Origin of the sequence: Pseudomonas sp. PICF6, from assembly GCF_009831705.1 — a bacterium.
GTDB classification, from domain to species: Bacteria; Pseudomonadota; Gammaproteobacteria; order Pseudomonadales; family Pseudomonadaceae; genus Aquipseudomonas; species Aquipseudomonas rhizophila.
This window is the reverse complement of the sequence record NZ_WUUD01000017.1, coordinates 157399-174353: the sequence shown is the minus strand read 5'-3', so window position 1 is coordinate 174353 and position 16955 is coordinate 157399. Positions and strand designations below refer to the sequence as shown.

Sequence of the window (16955 nt, the reverse complement as noted above, 5' to 3'; positions counted from 1 at the left end):
TTCAACCATTCGGTTGATGGGCCAGCCCCGCGCAAGGCGCCATGATCCGGGTGGCTATCTCATCCAACCGGAGTCTTGCAATGACCACACCTACAGACTGGATCACCGTCGGCGCCCTGGCTGACGGCTTTGCCCCTGAAGCGTTCATCCTGCCGAACCTGGCCGACCTGAATGGTAAGACCTTCACGCTGAATTTCGCCAATGGCTGGCAGATCGAACACCGCTTCGAACAGCAAATCCTGTCATGGAACGCAGCCGACGGCCATTCCAGCGGCACCGCGCCTTATCGAGCCACGTCGGTGCGGCCAGGCCTCTACCTGGTGGATTTCGTCAAGCACGAAGGCGCACAAGCCTGGTCGGTCAGCCTGGTACTTGATACCGCTCACGCGGCGTTCACCGCAGTGATCGGCAGCATGCCCGGGCAAGAACAAACTCGCGAAGGTCTGTACAGCCGCGCGCTGGCCGGCCAGCCACTGACGGGCGTGAAAGTGGAGTTCCTTCACGGCAGTCTCGACCGCCCCTGGCAGCAGGGCCTGTGCCCACATGCACCGACCACCGAACTGGTGGGCCTGCGCAACCTGTATCGCTACAGCCCCAGCGAAGTCTACGAACACATCTATCTCAACGACCGGTTCTATTCCTGGCAGTGCCTCAAGGGTGTCGAACAGGGCCTGTGCGATACCGACCGGTGTGACACCTACAAGATCGCCGATCAGTTGTACCTGTTCGTCTGGCGGGAAAAGATCATCCCGACCCTGGGCCTGGTGCTGATCGACATGCAGCAGCACCGCAGCGACGGCAAGATTTTCGGTTATGCCGGCGCGTCTTTCGATGAGTTTTCCAATTTCCCCGTCAGTTCCTACTGCCAGGTTCTCAACCGGACGGAATATCCCGATGCCTGAATTGCGCACCATCGTGATCACGGGCGCGGGCACTGGCATCGGTGCCGCCTGCGCCCGGTTGTATGCCGCTGAGGGCGCCAACCTGGTGCTGATCGGCCGACGCCGCGAACCTCTGGCGCAACTGGCCGAGGAAATAGGCGGCCTGGTGCTGGTGGGCGATGCCGCATGCCCGACGACCTGGGACGGCTTCGTCGCACAGATCCGCGAGCGTTATGGCCGGCTCGATGTGCTGCTGGCCTGCGCTGGCGGTATGGGCCTGGGCAGCGCCACCCAGACCAGCCCGCAGGCCTGGGAAGCGGCCATGCGCAGCAATCTCGACAGCGCCTTCTACAGCGCCCGGGCGTGCCTGCCGCTGCTGCAGGAAAGCGCTGGCAACATTGTGCTGATCGCATCTATCGCGTCGTTGGCGGCAGGCCCGCAAGTCTGCGGCTATACCACCGCCAAGCACGCGCTGCTGGGGCTGACCCGCTCCCTGGCGCGCGATTACGGCCCGCGCGGGGTGCGGGTCAACGCCGTCTGCCCGGGCTGGGTGCGCACGCCGATGGCTGATGAGGAAATGCAGGTCTTGATGCAGTTTCACGGCGAAACGCTGCAGCAGGCCTACGACAGGGTCTGCGCGGACGTGCCATTGCGCAGGCCCGCCAGCGCGCTGGAGATTGCCCATGTGTGTCGCTTCCTGGCCTCGAATCAAGCCTCGATCATCACTGGCGCGGCACTGGTGGTCGACGGTGGCTCCAGCATCGTAGACGTACCAACCCTGGCCTTCAGCCGGATGGAGGTCATGGATGCCTGATGATCTGGATTTCAGCGCAAAAACGGTGCTGGTCACAGGCGGTGCCCAGGGTATAGGCCGGGCCATCGTCGAAGCCTTCGCCTGGCGTGGGGGCCGTGTGGTGATCGCTGACCTGGACCTGGCACAGGCCGAGGCGGTGGCGAGCGAATTGACCGCTACAGGTTGTCAGGTACAGGCCGTGGGCGTGGACCTGGCCGATGCAACGGCGATCAGTACGCTGATGGCTAATCTGGAGCAGCGTCTGGGGAGGCTGGATGTTCTGGTGCACAACGCCGGGTACTTTCCCCTGACACCCTTTGCCGGGATCACACCAGCGATGCTTGAGCGCACGCTGGCAGTCAACCTTTCGGCGCTGTTCTGGCTGACTCAGGGAGCATTGCCGATGTTCCGTCGGCAGGGCCAGGGCTGCGTGCTGGTGACCTCCTCGGTCACCGGCCCGCGGGTGGCTTATCCAGGGCTCAGTCACTATGCGGCGTCCAAGGCCGGAGTCAACGGGTTCATCCGCAATGCGGCACTGGAACTGGCGAGTGAGCATATCCGGGTCAACGGCGTCGAACCCGGGATGATCGCGACACCGGCCATGGAGAACCTGGGGGATGATGCGGTCAATCAAGACATCGCCCGTCGGGTACCGCTGGGACGCCTGGGCACCCCGTCCGACATCGCCGGCGCCATGCTCTTTCTGGCATCGGACCTGGCCGCGTATGTGACCGGACAAACCCTGGTGGTGGACGGCGGCTCGACCTTGCCCGAGGTTTGAGCGTGTGGGAGCGGTGCGTCGGCTGGCGATGATGTCGACGCAGCCGTCATCACCGGCAGCCCTGCTCCCACAGCCCCATCCTCCCCCCATCCACTGTGGGAGCGAGCCTGCTCGCGATAGCCGTGGGTCAGCTTGAGCCGACCCTGAATGCGCCCACCACTCAAACCACCCCCTGTACCTGTTGCAGATGGCTGGCACGAAATTCCTTGGGCGATAGCTCGAACTGTTTCTTGAACGAACGGCTGAAATGGGCCGAATCGGTGAAGCCCCATTTGTAGGCGATCGAAGTGATGGATTCGTCCCGCAGGAACGGATTGGTCAGGTCATCGGCGCTGCGCTTGAGCCGGGCCCGCTGGATGTAGCGGCAGACGCTGTCATCCTGTTCTTCGAATAAACGGTACAGATGTCGCACCGAAATGTTCAGACGGTTGGCCAGGCCCACCGGGCTCAAGCCGGGCTGGGTCAGGGACTCGTCGATGACTTTCTGCACATAACTGCGCAAGTGACTGCCTTGCAACGCAACGCCGTCATCCTCCGATCCGGTGCCCTGCTCCAGGGCCGAACCGAGCAGCGAAACAAACGCATTCTGCAAGGCTTCGCCTTCTCCTGTGGCGCCCTCACCGTCGGGAGTGTCCTTGCACAGCTGATCCATCAAGACGTGCAACATGCGCCCACAAGCCTTGCGCGAGGAGATCTTGCCGAAGGTCCGGGTTTCCCCGCCCAGTTTCCTGGACACATCCTGGCGGGACAGAGACAACACCGCGTGTTCAATCAGGCCGAACGGGCTGATCTCGAGCGAGCCCACCGAATCCATCAATAGCAGTTCGCCGGGCGCCAGCTGGATGCTCAGGCCGTTCTGAGTAATGCGCGAATATCCACTGCGCTGACTGACCAGGAAGCAATCCTGGTCGTCATCGTGGTCGGGATTTGGCGAGTGACGCTTGATACAGCCAGCGTTGGTACGCAAGTTGGCGAGGGAAAGACCGCCACGGAAGAAATTCGACACCTCACCGATAAACAGCGCGCGATTAAAGGCCAGTTCCGTCTCGAAATGGCCGCAAGTCGCGCGCAGATCCCGGTTCCAGGTCTCCAGCCCGTCTTGCCCAACCTGATGCATGCTCATGGCGCTCTCCGCAGTGGCTTATTGTTTTTGTACGGCAATAGTTAACATGTTATCTATATGCACGCAACAAGTACCTGATCGCCAGAGCAGTAGCACAATTGATGCCAGGGCAAAGCCCACAAATCAGAGTGTTCCCAGCACCCTTTGCAAGCCTCTCAAGACCGCCCACAAGGCAATCCGTTGCTCGCGGCTCAAAGCAATGTAGCGCCGAAAGGCCGGCATCCGATTCACCACCTCACTGCCGCCCATGTGCTCCAGCCGCACGCACCACTGGTGGTCTTGCAGATCGATGCGCAGGCGTTTGAAGTCCAGCGGCATGAGGGCTTGGTACAGCGCCGGATCGCCCTCTATCGCCGTCTTCAAACGAGCCGACAGCTGATTGTCCCCTTCCTTGAGCCGACAACGAATACCCTGGCGACGCACGGCCCCGCCATGGTGCAGTTCCACGCGTGCCGTGCCCTCTCTCGACGCAGGCACGCGCAGCACGAACTCGGTCATCACCAGGTGCATCAACAACTGCGACTCGGTGCGCTCGACGATCTCCACCTGCAAGCAACCATCATCGGTGACGGCCATCGCCATCACCGGGCCGGACATCTCGAATCGCGCCAGCCCGAGGTTGCGCCGCAAGTGTTCCAGCGTCACCCCGGGACGATAACCGACCGGGGCGCGGTGGGCACTGAACAGCTCAGACAGTCTTCGCAGCACGTTCGTCAAACTCGCTGACAGGTTGCCCTGGCTCATGGGAAAACTCCTTGGCCAGCACGTCTTCCACCGACGCGGGCTTGAATGGATTGACCTTCTGCACCACCAGGGTCCAGAACAAGGCGTAGGCCGCAGTGCCACCGAGCATCACCGCGAATGGAACGTAAATGTCTGCCGGATTCATGCCTGGTGGAGTGATGAACCACATGCCGATGACGATGCCGACACTGGACAGGATCTGAGGCAGCGGGAAAAACGGTGAGCGATAGGCCCGTGGCAGATCCGGACGACGGATCCGCAGGCTGATCACCGACACGGTCACCAACAGGTAGGCAAAACTCCAGGCACACACTGCAGCCAGCACCAGATGCATGATGTTGTCGGTATTGCCGCCGAGCCACAGCGCGTGCAGACAGGGAATCAGCATCGCCACAAGGATGCACAGCACGGGGGTCTTGAAACGCGGGTGCAGATAGGTGAAAAACCGCGGCAGCGCACCATCCACCGCCATGCCATACAGAATCCGCGGCACACCGGCCATCAGGGTGTTGATGGTCGCCGCTCCGGCAAACAGGAAGCCGATCCCCAGCCACATCGGACCGATATCGCCCATGACCTGCTCGGCGAATCGCGGAATCGCCATGGGCGTGTCCAGCAAGTGCACGCCGCTGTTGGCATCGAGCAGTACATTTTCGACCTGGCGCTTCATCGCCGCGCCATAAATGAACATGCACGTGGCAACGCCGAACAACCCCAGCATCATGGCCCGCGGCATGGTCGTGGCCGAGCGCCGCAGGTCTGGCGCCAGTGGCGTGACGAACTCGCAACCGACAAACATGAACATGGCCATGCCCACCAGCGACAGCACCGTCACCAGATCGGTGCCCACCACGGATGCGCCAAACCACCCCTCCAGCTCCACCGCCGGAGCGGCGATCAAGCCCAATACGCCGAACACCATCAGGGTCGTCCACATGCCGAACGTGAGGATGATCTCGGCCCGGCCGAAGGCGCTGACACCAAACGCGTTCAGCACGCCGAAGACCACGACGAACCCTACGCCCAACAGCCAGGAGCCACCCGCCGATTCGGCCAGGGTGTTGAGGTGCTCGAAATTCACCAGGGCCATGACCCCGGCCAGGATCGTTTCCGCAGTCCCGGCGAACACATGGACAATCAGGTAGGCCGACAGCGTACCGGTGATTGCAAAAAAGCGTCCCATGCCACAGTTGATGTAGTCGTAGACCGAGCCGGTGGTGGGCAGGATCGAGGCGGCTTCGGCGAAGGTGGTCGCCTGGGCCAGCATCATGACCACGGCGATCAACATCGCCACGGCAAAGGCGCTGCCGCCAATACCGAAGCCCATGGTGGCGGTGAGAATCACCGGGCTTGCCATGATCAGGCCAATGGTGCTGGCCAACGCGGTGGGAAAGCCCACCGTACCCCGGTTCAAGTGCTCGGTGAGCCTGTCATTGATCGACATCGTGAAGATCCTCGAAAGCGGATTTTTAGTATGGATGCCACTGCCGTCCAGGAGCCGGCGCTCAAGCCTTCCCCAGCCAGTCCCTGATCGAAACGGCGTCGCGTGCAGGATCACTGTGCGCCGCCCTCGGCCCGAGCGTCTTGCCCGTGTCTGCCGCCGGTTTTGTTGCTGCCTGCCAGCGCTCGCGCCTTGGCGGGCTGGATCAATTATCTGGCAGGCAGGTAAAAGACTTCCCTGCCCCGGTCTCCCCTTAATGGGCGCTCTGATGTCCTATCACACTGGGGAAAACACCATGGAGCACACCCGCAATACACCTTTGCTGCGCAACGCCATCGGCCTTGGGATCGCCCTGCTGGTGGCTGATTCGTCGGCCCAGGCCTATGAGCTTTACGCCGACGACGACACCACGGTTACCGGCAACTTCCTGGCGGTCTACGGGATGTTCAATAGTCGCAAGAACTATGACGGCACCCGCGGCGGCTCAAGTTGGCGTGAGGGTTTTATCAAGTATGGCCTGAGTATCGACCAGACACTCGGTGCCATGGGCAGCGTCTACGGGACGGCCAATCTGGTCAGCTCCGGTACCTGGGGCGACGGAGATGCCGCGGGCCTGAGCGACGGATCCGAACGCACCACCAAGTTCGATGAAGCGTTTGCCGGCTGGCGTTCAGGGGACCTGTTCCCGGCGCTGGGCAAGGACGGCGTCGACCTGTCCTACGGTCGCCAGGTCATTACCCTCGGCGATGGTTTCATCATCAATGACGACGGTCTGAACCTGGGCAAAGGCGTGGCCGACGGTGAGTTCAACCGCGGCGGCGCCTATTACCTGGCGGCCCGTCATGCCTTCGACAAGACCGCCGTGCTGCGCCTGGGCGGCCAGGAAGGCGTACACGGCAGCCTGATGTGGATCAAGTCCGACAACCGCGCCCAGGCCAATACCGAAATGGCCGCCGGTACCCTGCAATACAGCGCCGCACCAGGCACACTGGGGCTGACCTACATCCATGGCATCGACGTCGATGATCGCTACGCCAGCGAGTTCCAGAAGCAGCGCGAAGGCATGGACATCTACAGCCTGCGGGGCGCGGGGAATGCCGGCATCGACAATGCCCACTTTGCCTTCGAATATGCCTGGCAGGACAAGGACGCGGGCCCGGAGAAAGCCTGGTACACCGAAGCCGGCTACACCTTCGCTGAGCTGCCCTGGTCCCCGGACCTGACCTATCGCTACAGCCGCTACTCCAAGGACTGGGACTCGATGTTCAACGGCACGAGTCGCGGCTATGGCACCTGGTTCCAGGGCGAAGTCACCGGCAACTATTCCGGGCCGTTCAACAGCAACACCGCTGTCCAGCACCTGGGGCTCAAGCTCAAGCCAACAGAGGCAGTGACTATCGGCGCGCTATTCTTCGACTACAAGACCCTGCACACCCGCGACGCGCTGAATCTCGATGGACGGGAGCTGGACCTGTATGTGGAATGGGCCGTGAACGAACACCTGATCGTCACGCCACTGGTGGGTCTGTACAAGCCGGAAAAGGACGCGAGCAACGGCGGCAATCAAGTGAATGGCAACGGCACCAATGTCTACAGCCAACTGGTGGTAGCGTTTCCATTCTGAAGCAACCGGGAGCTGCCCCGAAGGCAGCTCCCGGGCGGATTATTGTTTGTGCTGATGCAACATGGTCTGGATCTGATGGGTCGCCTGGCGAGTGCTTTCTGCCAGTTTGCGCACCTCATCGGCCACCACGGAAAAACCGCGCCCGACCTCGCCCGCCCTGGCCGCTTCAATGGCGGCGTTCAAGGCCAGCAGATTGGTCTGCTCGGCGATGCCCTTGATCACCCCCACCACGGTGGCAATCTGGGCGTAGGTCACTTGGTTCTGCTCCAGCATGCGCTGGTGGGTGGATTGGGCCGAGCGTTCATCGCTGATATCGCGCACCGCACCGATGACCCGAACCAGGCGTGCGTGCGAATCCCGTAACGCCCGACCACGCTCGCGACACCAGATGTAATCCCGGCTCTTATGGCGCATCCGGTATTCGAATACGTACTCGCCGCTGCCCTGGGAGCCAAGGATTTCCCGCTCGAAAATCGCCATGATCTTTGGCAGGTCGTCAGGGTGGGTGATGCTGACCTGGGCATCCCAGCCATCGGGTAACTCATCGGCGGTGTAGCCCAGCAGCGAGCGAAACTGACTGGAAAAACGCATGGCGCTGGCGGGGTGTTGCAGATCGCCATTGACCACCGTGATGTCCCAGCAGCCTTCGGTCAGGGTCGATTGCAGCAGCTCCCAGATGTGCGCTTGCTGCTGGAGTTGCTGCAACTGCTGGCGGTGTTCATCCAGGCGTGCGTCAAGCCGATGCTCGCGCTCCAGGGTCTGTTCCAACTGCTGGCGAGTCACCTCAAGTTCATGCTCACGTTGCCGGCCTCGCGCGCTCTGCTCGCTCACCTGTGCCTGGGCATTGTGCAGGTCTTCGCTTGCCTGCGTCATCTGCCGTGCGTGTTGCTCAAGACAGTCCCGCAGTGACGGATACACCTCCAGCATCGGGGCGTCGCCGCCCTCTCCGGCCAATGCGCGTTGTATTTGCGCGATCAACGCCAGCTTCTGTTTGTTGGTCTGGAGAAACATCGCCCGCCCCTTTGCCCGTCAGTCGAAACACTGATCTGAACGCAAACCGGTCGCGCTGGCTTGTACATGGCTGCAATGGCTTTTGCTCCTGGCTGCCAGCCCCTCCCGGAAACTGGCAGCCACAGACATACCCCGCGGCAGGCACAGTCAAGCCGCATCGGCCCCCAGGGATTAACCTCCAGACTTTCCCTTGCCCGCGATCAGGAAACCCTCATGAGCGATATTGCCCTGCTGCCTCAGGTCGAAGCTTTTCTCGCCCGACACCACGCGCTGTTCATCGACGGTCGTTATGTCCAAAGCCAAAGCGCGCAGACGCTGGACGTCGTCAACCCCGCCACCGGCCAGGTCATCGCACAGGTCAGCGAAGCCTCGCCAGGCGATATCGATGCGGCGGTGGAGTCGGCGCGGCGCGGATTCAAACAGTGGTCTGCGGCGGCACCGGCCGTGCGCGGTCACGTGCTGCTCAAGCTGGCGGACCTACTGGAGCGCCATCGCGAAGAACTGGCGCAGATCGAAACCTGCCAGTCGGGCAAGATCATCCAGATATCCCGCGCTTTCGAGGTCGACCAGGCCGCGCATTTTTTGCGTTATTACGCCGGCTGGGCCACCAAGATCAGCGGCCAGACCATCACCCCGTCGCTGCCCTCCTTCGCCGGTGAACGCTACACCGCGTTCACGCTACGCGAACCGGTGGGCGTGGTGGTCGGCATCGTGCCGTGGAACTTCTCCACCATGATTGCCATCTGGAAACTCGCCTCGGCACTGGTGACCGGCTGCAGCATCATCATCAAACCCAGCGAGTTCACGCCGCTGACCATCCTGCGCATCGCCGAACTGGCCATGGACGCGGGCCTGCCACCGGGTGCCCTCAACGTGGTGACCGGCGGTGGTCAAGTAGGCAAAGGGTTGATCGAGCACCCTGGCACAAACAAGGTTTCGTTCACCGGTTCCGTGCCAACCGGCCTCGCCGTCGGCCAGAGCGCCATGGGCGCCGGGCTGACCCGTGCCACACTGGAACTGGGCGGCAAGAATGCGGCGGGTTTTCTGCCGGACGTGACGGCGGACGTGGCGGTCAACGGCATCATCGAAGCGGGTTTTCTGCACTCAGGGCAAATCTGCGCCGCGGCCGAGCGGTTCTTTGTCCATCGTTCGCAGCTTGAACCGATCATGGACAAACTGGCCCAGCGCCTGAGCAAACTCAATATCGGCTCGCCCCTGGACGAAGCCACCGAGTTCGGCCCGGTCACCAACCGCCAGCATCAGCGCAAACTCGGTGAGTTCTTTGCCAAGGCCCGGGCGCAAGACAACACCATCATTCACGGCGGCAAGTTGATCGACGGACCGGGCTGTTATGTCGAGCCGACCATCATCCTTGCCAACAGTCGCAGCGATACCTTGCTTCACGAAGAGACCTTCGGCCCGATCGCCACGTTCTTGCCTTACGACAGTGAAGAAGAACTGCTGGAGCTGATGAACGACACGCCGTTCGGCCTGAGTGCCAGCCTCTGGACCAATGACCTGGGCAAGGCCCTGCGCATGGTGCCCGCCATCGAAGCTGGCACCGTATGGGTGAACATGCACACCCTGCTCGACCCGGCCGTGCCCTTTGGCGGCAGCAAGTCTTCGGGGATGGGCCGGGAGTTCGGCAGCGCCTTCATCGACGACTACACGGAACTCAAGTCCGTGATGATTCGCTACTGAGCCGCGACGTGGCGCTCACCCCAGGTAACGCTTGAACCACTCAAGGGTGCGCCCCCACGCCAGTTCGGCAGCCGCTTCGTCATAGCGCGGGGTCGAGTCGTTGTGGAAGCCATGGTTGACGCCCGGATAGATATAGGCCTGATAGGTCTTCTTCCCGGCCTTGAGCGCTGCTTCATAGGCCGGCCAGCCTTCGTTGATGCGGGTGTCGAGTTCGGCGTAGTGGATCAGCAACGGTGCTTTGATTCGCTGCACGTCCTCAGGTTTGGGCCCGCGCCCGTAGAATGGCACCGCCGCGCCGAGCTCGGGATACGCCACGGCGGCGGCATTGGCCACCCCGCCGCCGTAGCAGAAACCGGTGATGCCGACTTTCTTGCCGCCAATGGCGTCGTGTTTCATCAGAAACTCAACAGCAGCGAAAAAATCGTTCATCAGCTTCTCGGGGTCAACCTGCTGCTGAAGCTCGCGCCCCTTGTCATCGTTACCCGGATACCCGCCCACCGAGGTCAGGCCGTCCGGCGCCAGCGCCACGAAACCGGCCTTGGCCACACGCCGGGCGACGTCCTCGATATAGGGGTTCAAGCCACGGTTCTCATGGGCGACCACCACACCGGGCACCGGGCCGCTAGCCTTGGCTGGCCGGACCAGATAGCCGCGCACCTGACCGTGACCGTTGGGAGAGGGATAAGTGATGTACTGCGCCACGATATCCGGGTCGGTGAAGTTCACCTGCATCGCTTGGGCATAGTTGGGGCTCAACGACGCCAGCAGTGCGCCGGCCGTCAGCCCGCCCACCGCAAACTGACTGGCCCGCTCCAGGAAGATCCTTCGGGATATCTGGCCGTGGGCGTAAAAATCGTAAAGCTCGAGCAGTTCGGGGGCAAAGTCCTTGGCGGTCAGGCGAGTCATGGTTTGATCCTCTTCGGGGATCGAAAAATCATAGACGAAAAAAAACGCCGCTCGATGAGCGGCGTTTTTTATTCACCAGACAACGTCCGGTTTACAGCGCCATGTCGGCCGCCGGGTTGCTTTGCGGGGCAGCGGCCGGCGCAGTCGGTGCAGGCGCGGTGCGCTGCTGGCCGATCGTCGGTGGCGTGTCCAGCTGCAGGACTTCGCTGGTGTAAGCCCACTCCTGAGCCACACGCTCAGGGCTTTCGTTGAGCTTGGTGCCGTAGCTTGGCACGATCTGATGCAGTTTTTCCTGCCAGGCCGGGGTGGCGACCTTGTCCTTGAAGACCTTCTCAAGCACCGTCAGCATGATCGGCGCAGCAGTCGAGGCACCTGGCGAAGCACCCAGCAGAGCGGCGATGCTGCCGTCCTGGGAGGCGACCACTTCAGTACCCAGTTTCAGAACGCCGCCCTTCTCTTCATCACGCTTGATGATCTGCACGCGCTGGCCGGCCTGCCACAGGCGCCAGTCTTGCTGCTTGGCGTCCGGGAAGTATTCCTTCAGGGCGTTGAAGCGATCTTCGTCCGACTGCATCAACTGGCCGGCCAGGTATTCAACCAGCGGGTACTGTTCGATACCCACCTTGGTCATCGGCCACACGTTGTGGGTGGTGGTGCTGGTCAGCAGGTCAAAGTACGAACCGTTCTTCAGGAACTTGGTGGAGAAAGTGGCGAACGGGCCAAACAGAATCACACGCTTGCCGTCGAGCACGCGGGTGTCCAGGTGCGGAACCGACATCGGCGGTGCGCCAACCGAAGCCTTGCCGTAGGCCTTGGCCAGGTGCATCTGGGCGACGGTCGGGTTCTCGGTCACCAGGAACGAGCCGCCTACCGGGAAGCCGGCGTATTCACGGGCTTCGGGGATGTCGGCTTCCTGCAGCAGGTGCAAGGCACCGCCGCCAGCGCCGATGAACACGAACTTGGCGTCGGTCTCGGTTTCGCTACCGTCCTTCAGGTTCTTGTACGCAACGCGCCAGGTGCCGTCTTCGTTGCGGGTGATGTCCTGCACTTCGCTGGACAGCTTGAGGGAGAAGTTCGGTTTGGTTTGCAGGTGAGCAGCAAACTGACGGGTGATTTCGCCGAAATTCACGTCGGTGCCCAAGGGACTCCAGGTGGCCGCGACTTTCTGGCTCGGATCACGCCCTTGCATCATCAGCGGTACCCACTTGTTGATCTGCTCGCGATCTTCGGAGTACTGCATGCCGGCGAACAACGGGCTGGCCTGAAGGGCTTCGTAGCGCTTCTTCAGGAACGCGATGTTGTCCTCACCCCAGACAAAGCTCATGTGCGGGGTGGAGTTGATGAACGAGCGCGGGTTCTTCAGCACGCCGTTCTTGACCTGCCAGGCCCAGAACTGACGGGAAACCTGGAACGCTTCGTTGATCTCGATGGCCTTGGCGATTTCGACCTTGCCATTCTTGTCTTCGGGCGTGTAGTTCAGCTCGGCCAGCGCGGAGTGGCCGGTACCGGCGTTGTTCCAGCCGTTGGAACTCTCTTGGGCAACACCGTCCAGGCGCTCGACCATTTCCATGGTCCAGTCCGGTTCCAGCTCATTGAGCCAAACGCCGAGTGTCGAGCTCATGATGCCGCCACCAATGAGCAGGACATCCACTTTTTTTGCCTCGGCGGCGTGCGTGGTCGCAAGACCCATCGCCATCGCCAGGCCCAGCAGCGCCGTGTGTGTTCTCTTCAACATGTGTGTATCCCTAGGGTAGAACGCCATTCCGCCCACCAGTCCTGCAAGGATAGACCACGCCATGGCCGGCATACGGCATGACTGGGGTCGAGACGGGACTGGAGGACGGACCTACAGGGGCCGAGAATCATCGGCCTCGCTTTTATGTCTCTCCGGCGCTGACTTCTTGTAGGTCTTGGCTTCAGCTGGGTGAGGGACACTGCAAAACGCTTGTAATCGGGCCAGACATGGCCGCGCCCGATTGTCGCAGCGGGGGGAGTTTACAGAATGAACTAAACAGACCGAAGCCTCTTTTTTCATTCAAGGCATAAACACCGACCAAATGACGGCGTTTTGATGGCGCACTGGCTGAAAAATGTGGGAGCGAGCCTGCTCGCGATGGCGGTGGCGCATTAGACAGTGATGCAAGCTGACCCAGTGCTATCGCGAGCAGGCTCGCTCCCACAAGGGATTGTTGGTGAAATCTGGCGTCACCTCTCCACCCGCTACCCGAGCAACTGACTCAACACCGCCCGCAATTTGCCGGGCTTGACCGGTTTGTTGAGCAGTGGCGCATTGAGTTTGCGCAAGGCGCGGCGGCACTGGTCGCTGCGATCGGCGGTGATGATCACCGCCGGGATCGTCTGTTGAAAATGCTCGCGCAAGTGCTTGACCACTTCGCACCCGACGACGCCATGATCCAGGTGGAAATCCGCCAGGATCAGTTCCGGCGCGCGGCCTTGCAGCACGTCAAAGGCACCCGCCTCGTCCGTGGCGGTCAACACGTCACACCCCCACTGCCCCAGCAGCGCGGCCATGCTTTGCAAAATGCTCAGCTCATTGTCGATGACCAGCAGACGGCGGCCAGGCAGCGGGTTACCGGCGACGGCCTGGGCGGGCATCTGGGCCATGGGCAGCAGTCTTTCAGCAGACAACGGCACCTCGATGCTGAATACCGAACCGCGCCCCGGGCGGGAACGTACCTGGACCCGATAACCGAGAATGTGGGCGATACGCTCGACAATCGCCAAACCCAGGCCGACCCCCTTGCGATCGGCAGCGCGACCTACGTCCAGCTGGTTGAACTCCAGGAAGATCGACTCCAGGCAGTCGGCGGCAATACCGCGCCCCGTGTCCCAGACCTCCAGGCTCAACCGCTCGCCCCGACGCCGCGCGGCCAACAGGATGCCGCCCTGAGCGGTGTAGCGACAGGCATTGCTGAGCAGGTTGCGCAAGATCCGGGTCATCAGCCGCAGGTCGGTCATCACTGTTTCGTCGCCGAAACGTACCCGTAGCTCCAAGCCGGCAGCGCCAGCCACCGATTGAAACTCCGAAGCCAGCGGCGCGAGCAACTCATCCAGCCGATACGGCGCCAGGTCCGGCCTGACTGCAGCCTGGTCCAGCCGGGAGATGTCCAGCAGGTCGGTGAGCAGGTCCTCCGCCCCTTCGAGCGCCTGGTGGGTACGCTCCACCAGCACGTGTTCGGAGGTGGGCAGCGAGCGTTCGCGTAATGTGGCGATCAGTAAGCGTGCGGCGTTGAGTGGTTGCAGCAGGTCATGGCTGGCGGCGGCCAGGTATTTGTCCTTGCTGCGGTTGGCCGCCTGCGCAGCGTCCCGAGCGTCGCGCAGTTGTTGTTCGATCAGCTCGCGTTGGGTGATCTGTTGTTGCAGGTTGCGGTTGGCCTCCAGCAGCGCGTCGGTACGTTCGGCCACCCGCTGTTCCAACTGATCGTTGAGCTGTTGCAGGTGTTGCCGAGCCTGTTCCAGCTCATCAAGGCGCGCGGCCAGTTCCGGATAGTGGCTCTTGCGCGTGGAGTGATTGCCCAGTCCCAGCAGCCCGGCCAGGGCTTTTTGCTGTTCGTCAGAGGGCTTCGCCATAGACGACCTCGACATCCCGCTGGCTCGACTCCCGAGGATTGGTGAGAATGCACGGATCATGCATCGCATGTTGCGACAGGAACGGAATATCCGAAGTGCTCACCCCGTGCAGCCCCAGGGTTTCGTGAAAGCCGATGGTGCGTTTGAGGGCAATCAGGTGTTCCACCAGCCGGGTGCGGATCTGCCGGTGATTGAGGCCCCGGCAATCGATACCCAGCGTCTGGGCAATCACCTTGAAACGCTCGGGGGCCGAGTTGTAGTTGAACGCCACCACATGCTCCACCAGCACCGCGTTGCACAAGCCATGGGGCAAATCCAGGAACCCGCCCAGGCTGTGGGACATCGCGTGCACCGCACCGAGAATCGCGTTGGAGAACGCCAGGCCGGCCTGCATGCTGCCCAGCATGATCTTTTCCCGCAGGGCGACATCCGCCGGGTTGGCGATCATCTGCACCAGATTGCTGTTGATCAGCCGCATGGCCTCCAGCGCATGGGGGTCGGTGAGCGGGCCGTGGCCGGTGGATACAAACGCCTCGATGGCATGCACCAGCGCATCGATGCCGGTGCAGGCGGACAGGAACGGGTCCATGCTCAGGGTCGTTTCCGGGTCGATCAGCGACACGTCCGGCACCGCGGCCTTGCTGACGATGGAAAACTTCATGCGCTCTTGCTGGTTGGAAATGATCACGAACTGCGACACGTCCGCCGAGGTGCCGGCGGTGGTGGGAATCAGGATCAACGGTGGGCTGGGCACGTGCAAGGTGTCCACGCCTTCGAATTCCAGGATATTGCGACCATGGGCAACGACGATGCCGATGCCTTTACCGCAATCCATGGGGCTGCCGCCACCGACCGCGACGATGACATCGCAGTGGTTTTCCCGGTACAGCTCGGCCCCGAGCATGACTTCTTCGACCCGGGGATTGGGCGAGACGGCACTGTAGATGCAGTAATCGATGGCCTGGGCCTGGAGGCTGGCCTCGACGTCGGCGACCCATCCTGCGGCGATCACGCCGGGATCGGTGACGATCAGCACCTTGCGTGCGCCGAACGTCTTGGCGTAATTGCCGACATTGTGCCGGCAACCGGCGCCAAACATGATTTCAGGTGAAACGAACTTGCGCAGCGGGCTGAGACTCTGGCTCATCGGTAAGCCTGTTCTTATTGTTCCGGGAATACCCTGAGCCTAAAGCATCCCACCGTGATTGCAATCAGACCAAATGGGTAGCCCGGCCTGAACATCTCAGGCCGGGCCAGCGCTCATCGGTTGGCGAAGTACATCGTCACTTCAAAGCCTATACGCAGGTCGGTGTACGCGGGTTTAGTCCACATGGGTCTTTCCTCTTCTTGTACCGGGCCATTCCGGCAACGTCATTAATGCACGCTGTACCCGGCGTTCGAATGCTACTTTCGAAGCGGTGGGTGGGGTGCGTTGGTAGCAATGCTGCAATCACACAAATCCAAATGTGGGAGCGAGCCTGCTCGCGATGACGCCGGAACATTCAACATAGAGGTTGAATGATCTACCGCTATCGCGAGCAGGCTCGCTCCCACAGGGGGGGTTCTGGGTTAGAAGAAGCCCAACGGATTAACGTCGTAGCTCACCAGCAGGTTCTTGGTCTGCTGGTAATGGTCGAGCATCATCTTGTGGGTTTCACGACCCACGCCAGACTTCTTGTAGCCACCGAACGCGGCGTGGGCCGGGTACAGGTGGTAGCAGTTGGTCCAGACACGCCCGGCCTTGATTGCCCGACCCATGCGGTAGGCGCGATTGATGTCACGGGTCCAGAGACCGGCGCCGAGGCCGAACTCGGTGTCGTTGGCAATCGCCAGGGCTTCGGCTTCATCCTTGAACGTGGTCACGCCTACCACCGGGCCGAAGATCTCTTCCTGGAACACGCGCATCTTGTTGTGGCCCTTGAGCAGGGTCGGCTGGATGTAATAGCCGCTCGACAAATCCCCTTCAAGATGTTCCGCCGCGCCGCCCGTGAGCAGCTCGGCGCCCTCCTCCCGGGCGATGTCCAGGTACGAAAGAATCTTGTCGTACTGCTGCTGGGACGCCTGGGCGCCGACCATGGTTTCGGTATCCAGCGGATTGCCGCGCTTGATCTTGGCGATCTTCTTCATGACCTCGGCCATGAACGGCGCGTAGATCGACTCCTGCACCAGCGCCCGTGATGGGCAGGTGCAGACTTCGCCCTGGTTGAAGAACGCCAGCACCAGGCCTTCGGCGGCCTTTTCGATGAACGCCGGCTCGGCCTGCATGATGTCTTCGAAGAAGATGTTCGGCGACTTGCCGCCCAGCTCCACGGTGGACGGGATGATGTTCTCGGCGGCGCATTTCATGATGTGCGAGCCC

The 16955-nt window shown here is 61.8% G+C and carries 15 protein-coding genes; 5 read left to right on the top strand and 10 right to left on the bottom strand.

From position 1 onward, the window contains the following. The first annotated feature begins 80 nt into the window (after positions 1 to 80). From GSM73_RS11040 to GSM73_RS11030, 3 genes are read left to right on the top strand one after another with little or no spacing between them, the layout of a single operon-like run. A complete protein-coding gene (locus GSM73_RS11040; RefSeq protein WP_160892524.1) occupies positions 81 to 902 on the top strand; it encodes a molybdenum cofactor biosynthesis F family protein in 822 nt (273 codons plus the stop codon). Then, the gene (locus tag GSM73_RS11035) at positions 895 to 1695 is read left to right on the top strand and encodes an SDR family NAD(P)-dependent oxidoreductase (protein ID WP_160892522.1); all 801 of its coding nucleotides are present in this window, start codon (positions 895 to 897) and stop codon (positions 1693 to 1695) included. The genes GSM73_RS11040 and GSM73_RS11035 overlap by 8 nt, the downstream gene beginning before the upstream one ends. After that, positions 1688 to 2455, top strand: coding sequence for an SDR family oxidoreductase (locus GSM73_RS11030; RefSeq protein WP_160892520.1), 768 nt, complete (start codon positions 1688 to 1690; stop codon positions 2453 to 2455). Before GSM73_RS11035 ends, GSM73_RS11030 begins: the two co-directional genes overlap by 8 nt. A 160-nt stretch (positions 2456 to 2615) precedes the next feature. Here the strand turns inward: GSM73_RS11030 and feaR are convergent, their stop codons facing one another. From feaR to GSM73_RS11015, 3 genes are all read right to left on the bottom strand, one after another. Beyond that, positions 2616 to 3578 carry a transcriptional regulator FeaR gene (gene feaR / locus GSM73_RS11025; protein WP_047229917.1) on the bottom strand — a complete coding sequence of 321 codons (963 nt, stop codon included), beginning with the start codon at positions 3576 to 3578 and terminating at the stop codon, positions 2616 to 2618. Positions 3579 to 3701: 123 nt separating this feature from the next. After that, the gene (locus GSM73_RS11020) at positions 3702 to 4322 is read right to left on the bottom strand and encodes a DUF3156 family protein (protein ID WP_160892518.1); all 621 of its coding nucleotides are present in this window, start codon (positions 4320 to 4322) and stop codon (positions 3702 to 3704) included. Further along, a complete protein-coding gene (locus GSM73_RS11015) occupies positions 4267 to 5766 on the bottom strand; it encodes an APC family permease (RefSeq protein ID WP_160892516.1) in 1500 nt (499 codons plus the stop codon). The genes GSM73_RS11020 and GSM73_RS11015 overlap by 56 nt, the downstream gene beginning before the upstream one ends. 292 nt (positions 5767 to 6058) lie before the next feature. Here GSM73_RS11015 and GSM73_RS11010 point away from each other — a divergent pair, with 292 nt between their 5' ends. Next, positions 6059 to 7387: an alginate export family protein gene (locus tag GSM73_RS11010; RefSeq protein WP_160892546.1), complete on the top strand. Its 1329-nt coding sequence runs from the start codon at positions 6059 to 6061 to the stop codon at positions 7385 to 7387. Between the two features lie 39 nt (positions 7388 to 7426). Here GSM73_RS11010 and GSM73_RS28085 read toward each other — a convergent pair whose 3' ends face one another. Then, positions 7427 to 8398 carry a methyl-accepting chemotaxis protein gene (locus tag GSM73_RS28085; RefSeq protein ID WP_160892514.1) on the bottom strand — a complete coding sequence of 324 codons (972 nt, stop codon included), beginning with the start codon at positions 8396 to 8398 and terminating at the stop codon, positions 7427 to 7429. Between the two features lie 213 nt (positions 8399 to 8611). Between GSM73_RS28085 and GSM73_RS11000 the strand changes: the two genes are divergently transcribed. After that, the gene (locus tag GSM73_RS11000; RefSeq protein ID WP_139050444.1) at positions 8612 to 10099 is read left to right on the top strand and encodes an aldehyde dehydrogenase family protein; all 1488 of its coding nucleotides are present in this window, start codon (positions 8612 to 8614) and stop codon (positions 10097 to 10099) included. Between the two features lie 15 nt (positions 10100 to 10114). Here GSM73_RS11000 and yghX read toward each other — a convergent pair whose 3' ends face one another. The 6 genes from yghX to GSM73_RS27210 all read right to left on the bottom strand — a co-directional run. After that, positions 10115 to 11005, bottom strand: a complete 891-nt coding sequence (gene yghX, locus GSM73_RS10995; RefSeq protein ID WP_160892512.1) for a YghX family hydrolase — start codon at positions 11003 to 11005, stop codon at positions 10115 to 10117. A gap of 91 nt (positions 11006 to 11096) precedes the next feature. Next, complete coding sequence (gene mqo / locus GSM73_RS10990) at positions 11097 to 12740, bottom strand: malate dehydrogenase (quinone) (protein ID WP_047229923.1); 1644 nt, start codon at positions 12738 to 12740, stop codon at positions 11097 to 11099. Between the two features lie 485 nt (positions 12741 to 13225). Then, complete coding sequence (locus GSM73_RS10985) at positions 13226 to 14596, bottom strand: hybrid sensor histidine kinase/response regulator (RefSeq protein WP_047229924.1); 1371 nt, start codon at positions 14594 to 14596, stop codon at positions 13226 to 13228. After that, positions 14580 to 15743, bottom strand: coding sequence for an alcohol dehydrogenase-like regulatory protein ErcA (gene ercA, locus GSM73_RS10980; RefSeq protein WP_076385145.1), 1164 nt, complete (start codon positions 15741 to 15743; stop codon positions 14580 to 14582). Before ercA ends, GSM73_RS10985 begins: the two co-directional genes overlap by 17 nt. A 113-nt stretch (positions 15744 to 15856) precedes the next feature. After that, positions 15857 to 15928, bottom strand: coding sequence for a pyrroloquinoline quinone precursor peptide PqqA (gene pqqA, locus GSM73_RS10975; RefSeq protein WP_003243383.1), 72 nt, complete (start codon positions 15926 to 15928; stop codon positions 15857 to 15859). A gap of 237 nt (positions 15929 to 16165) precedes the next feature. Further along, positions 16166 to 16955 (bottom strand): aldehyde dehydrogenase family protein (locus GSM73_RS27210; protein ID WP_256676833.1); only part of this gene is annotated, 790 nt, incomplete at its 5' end.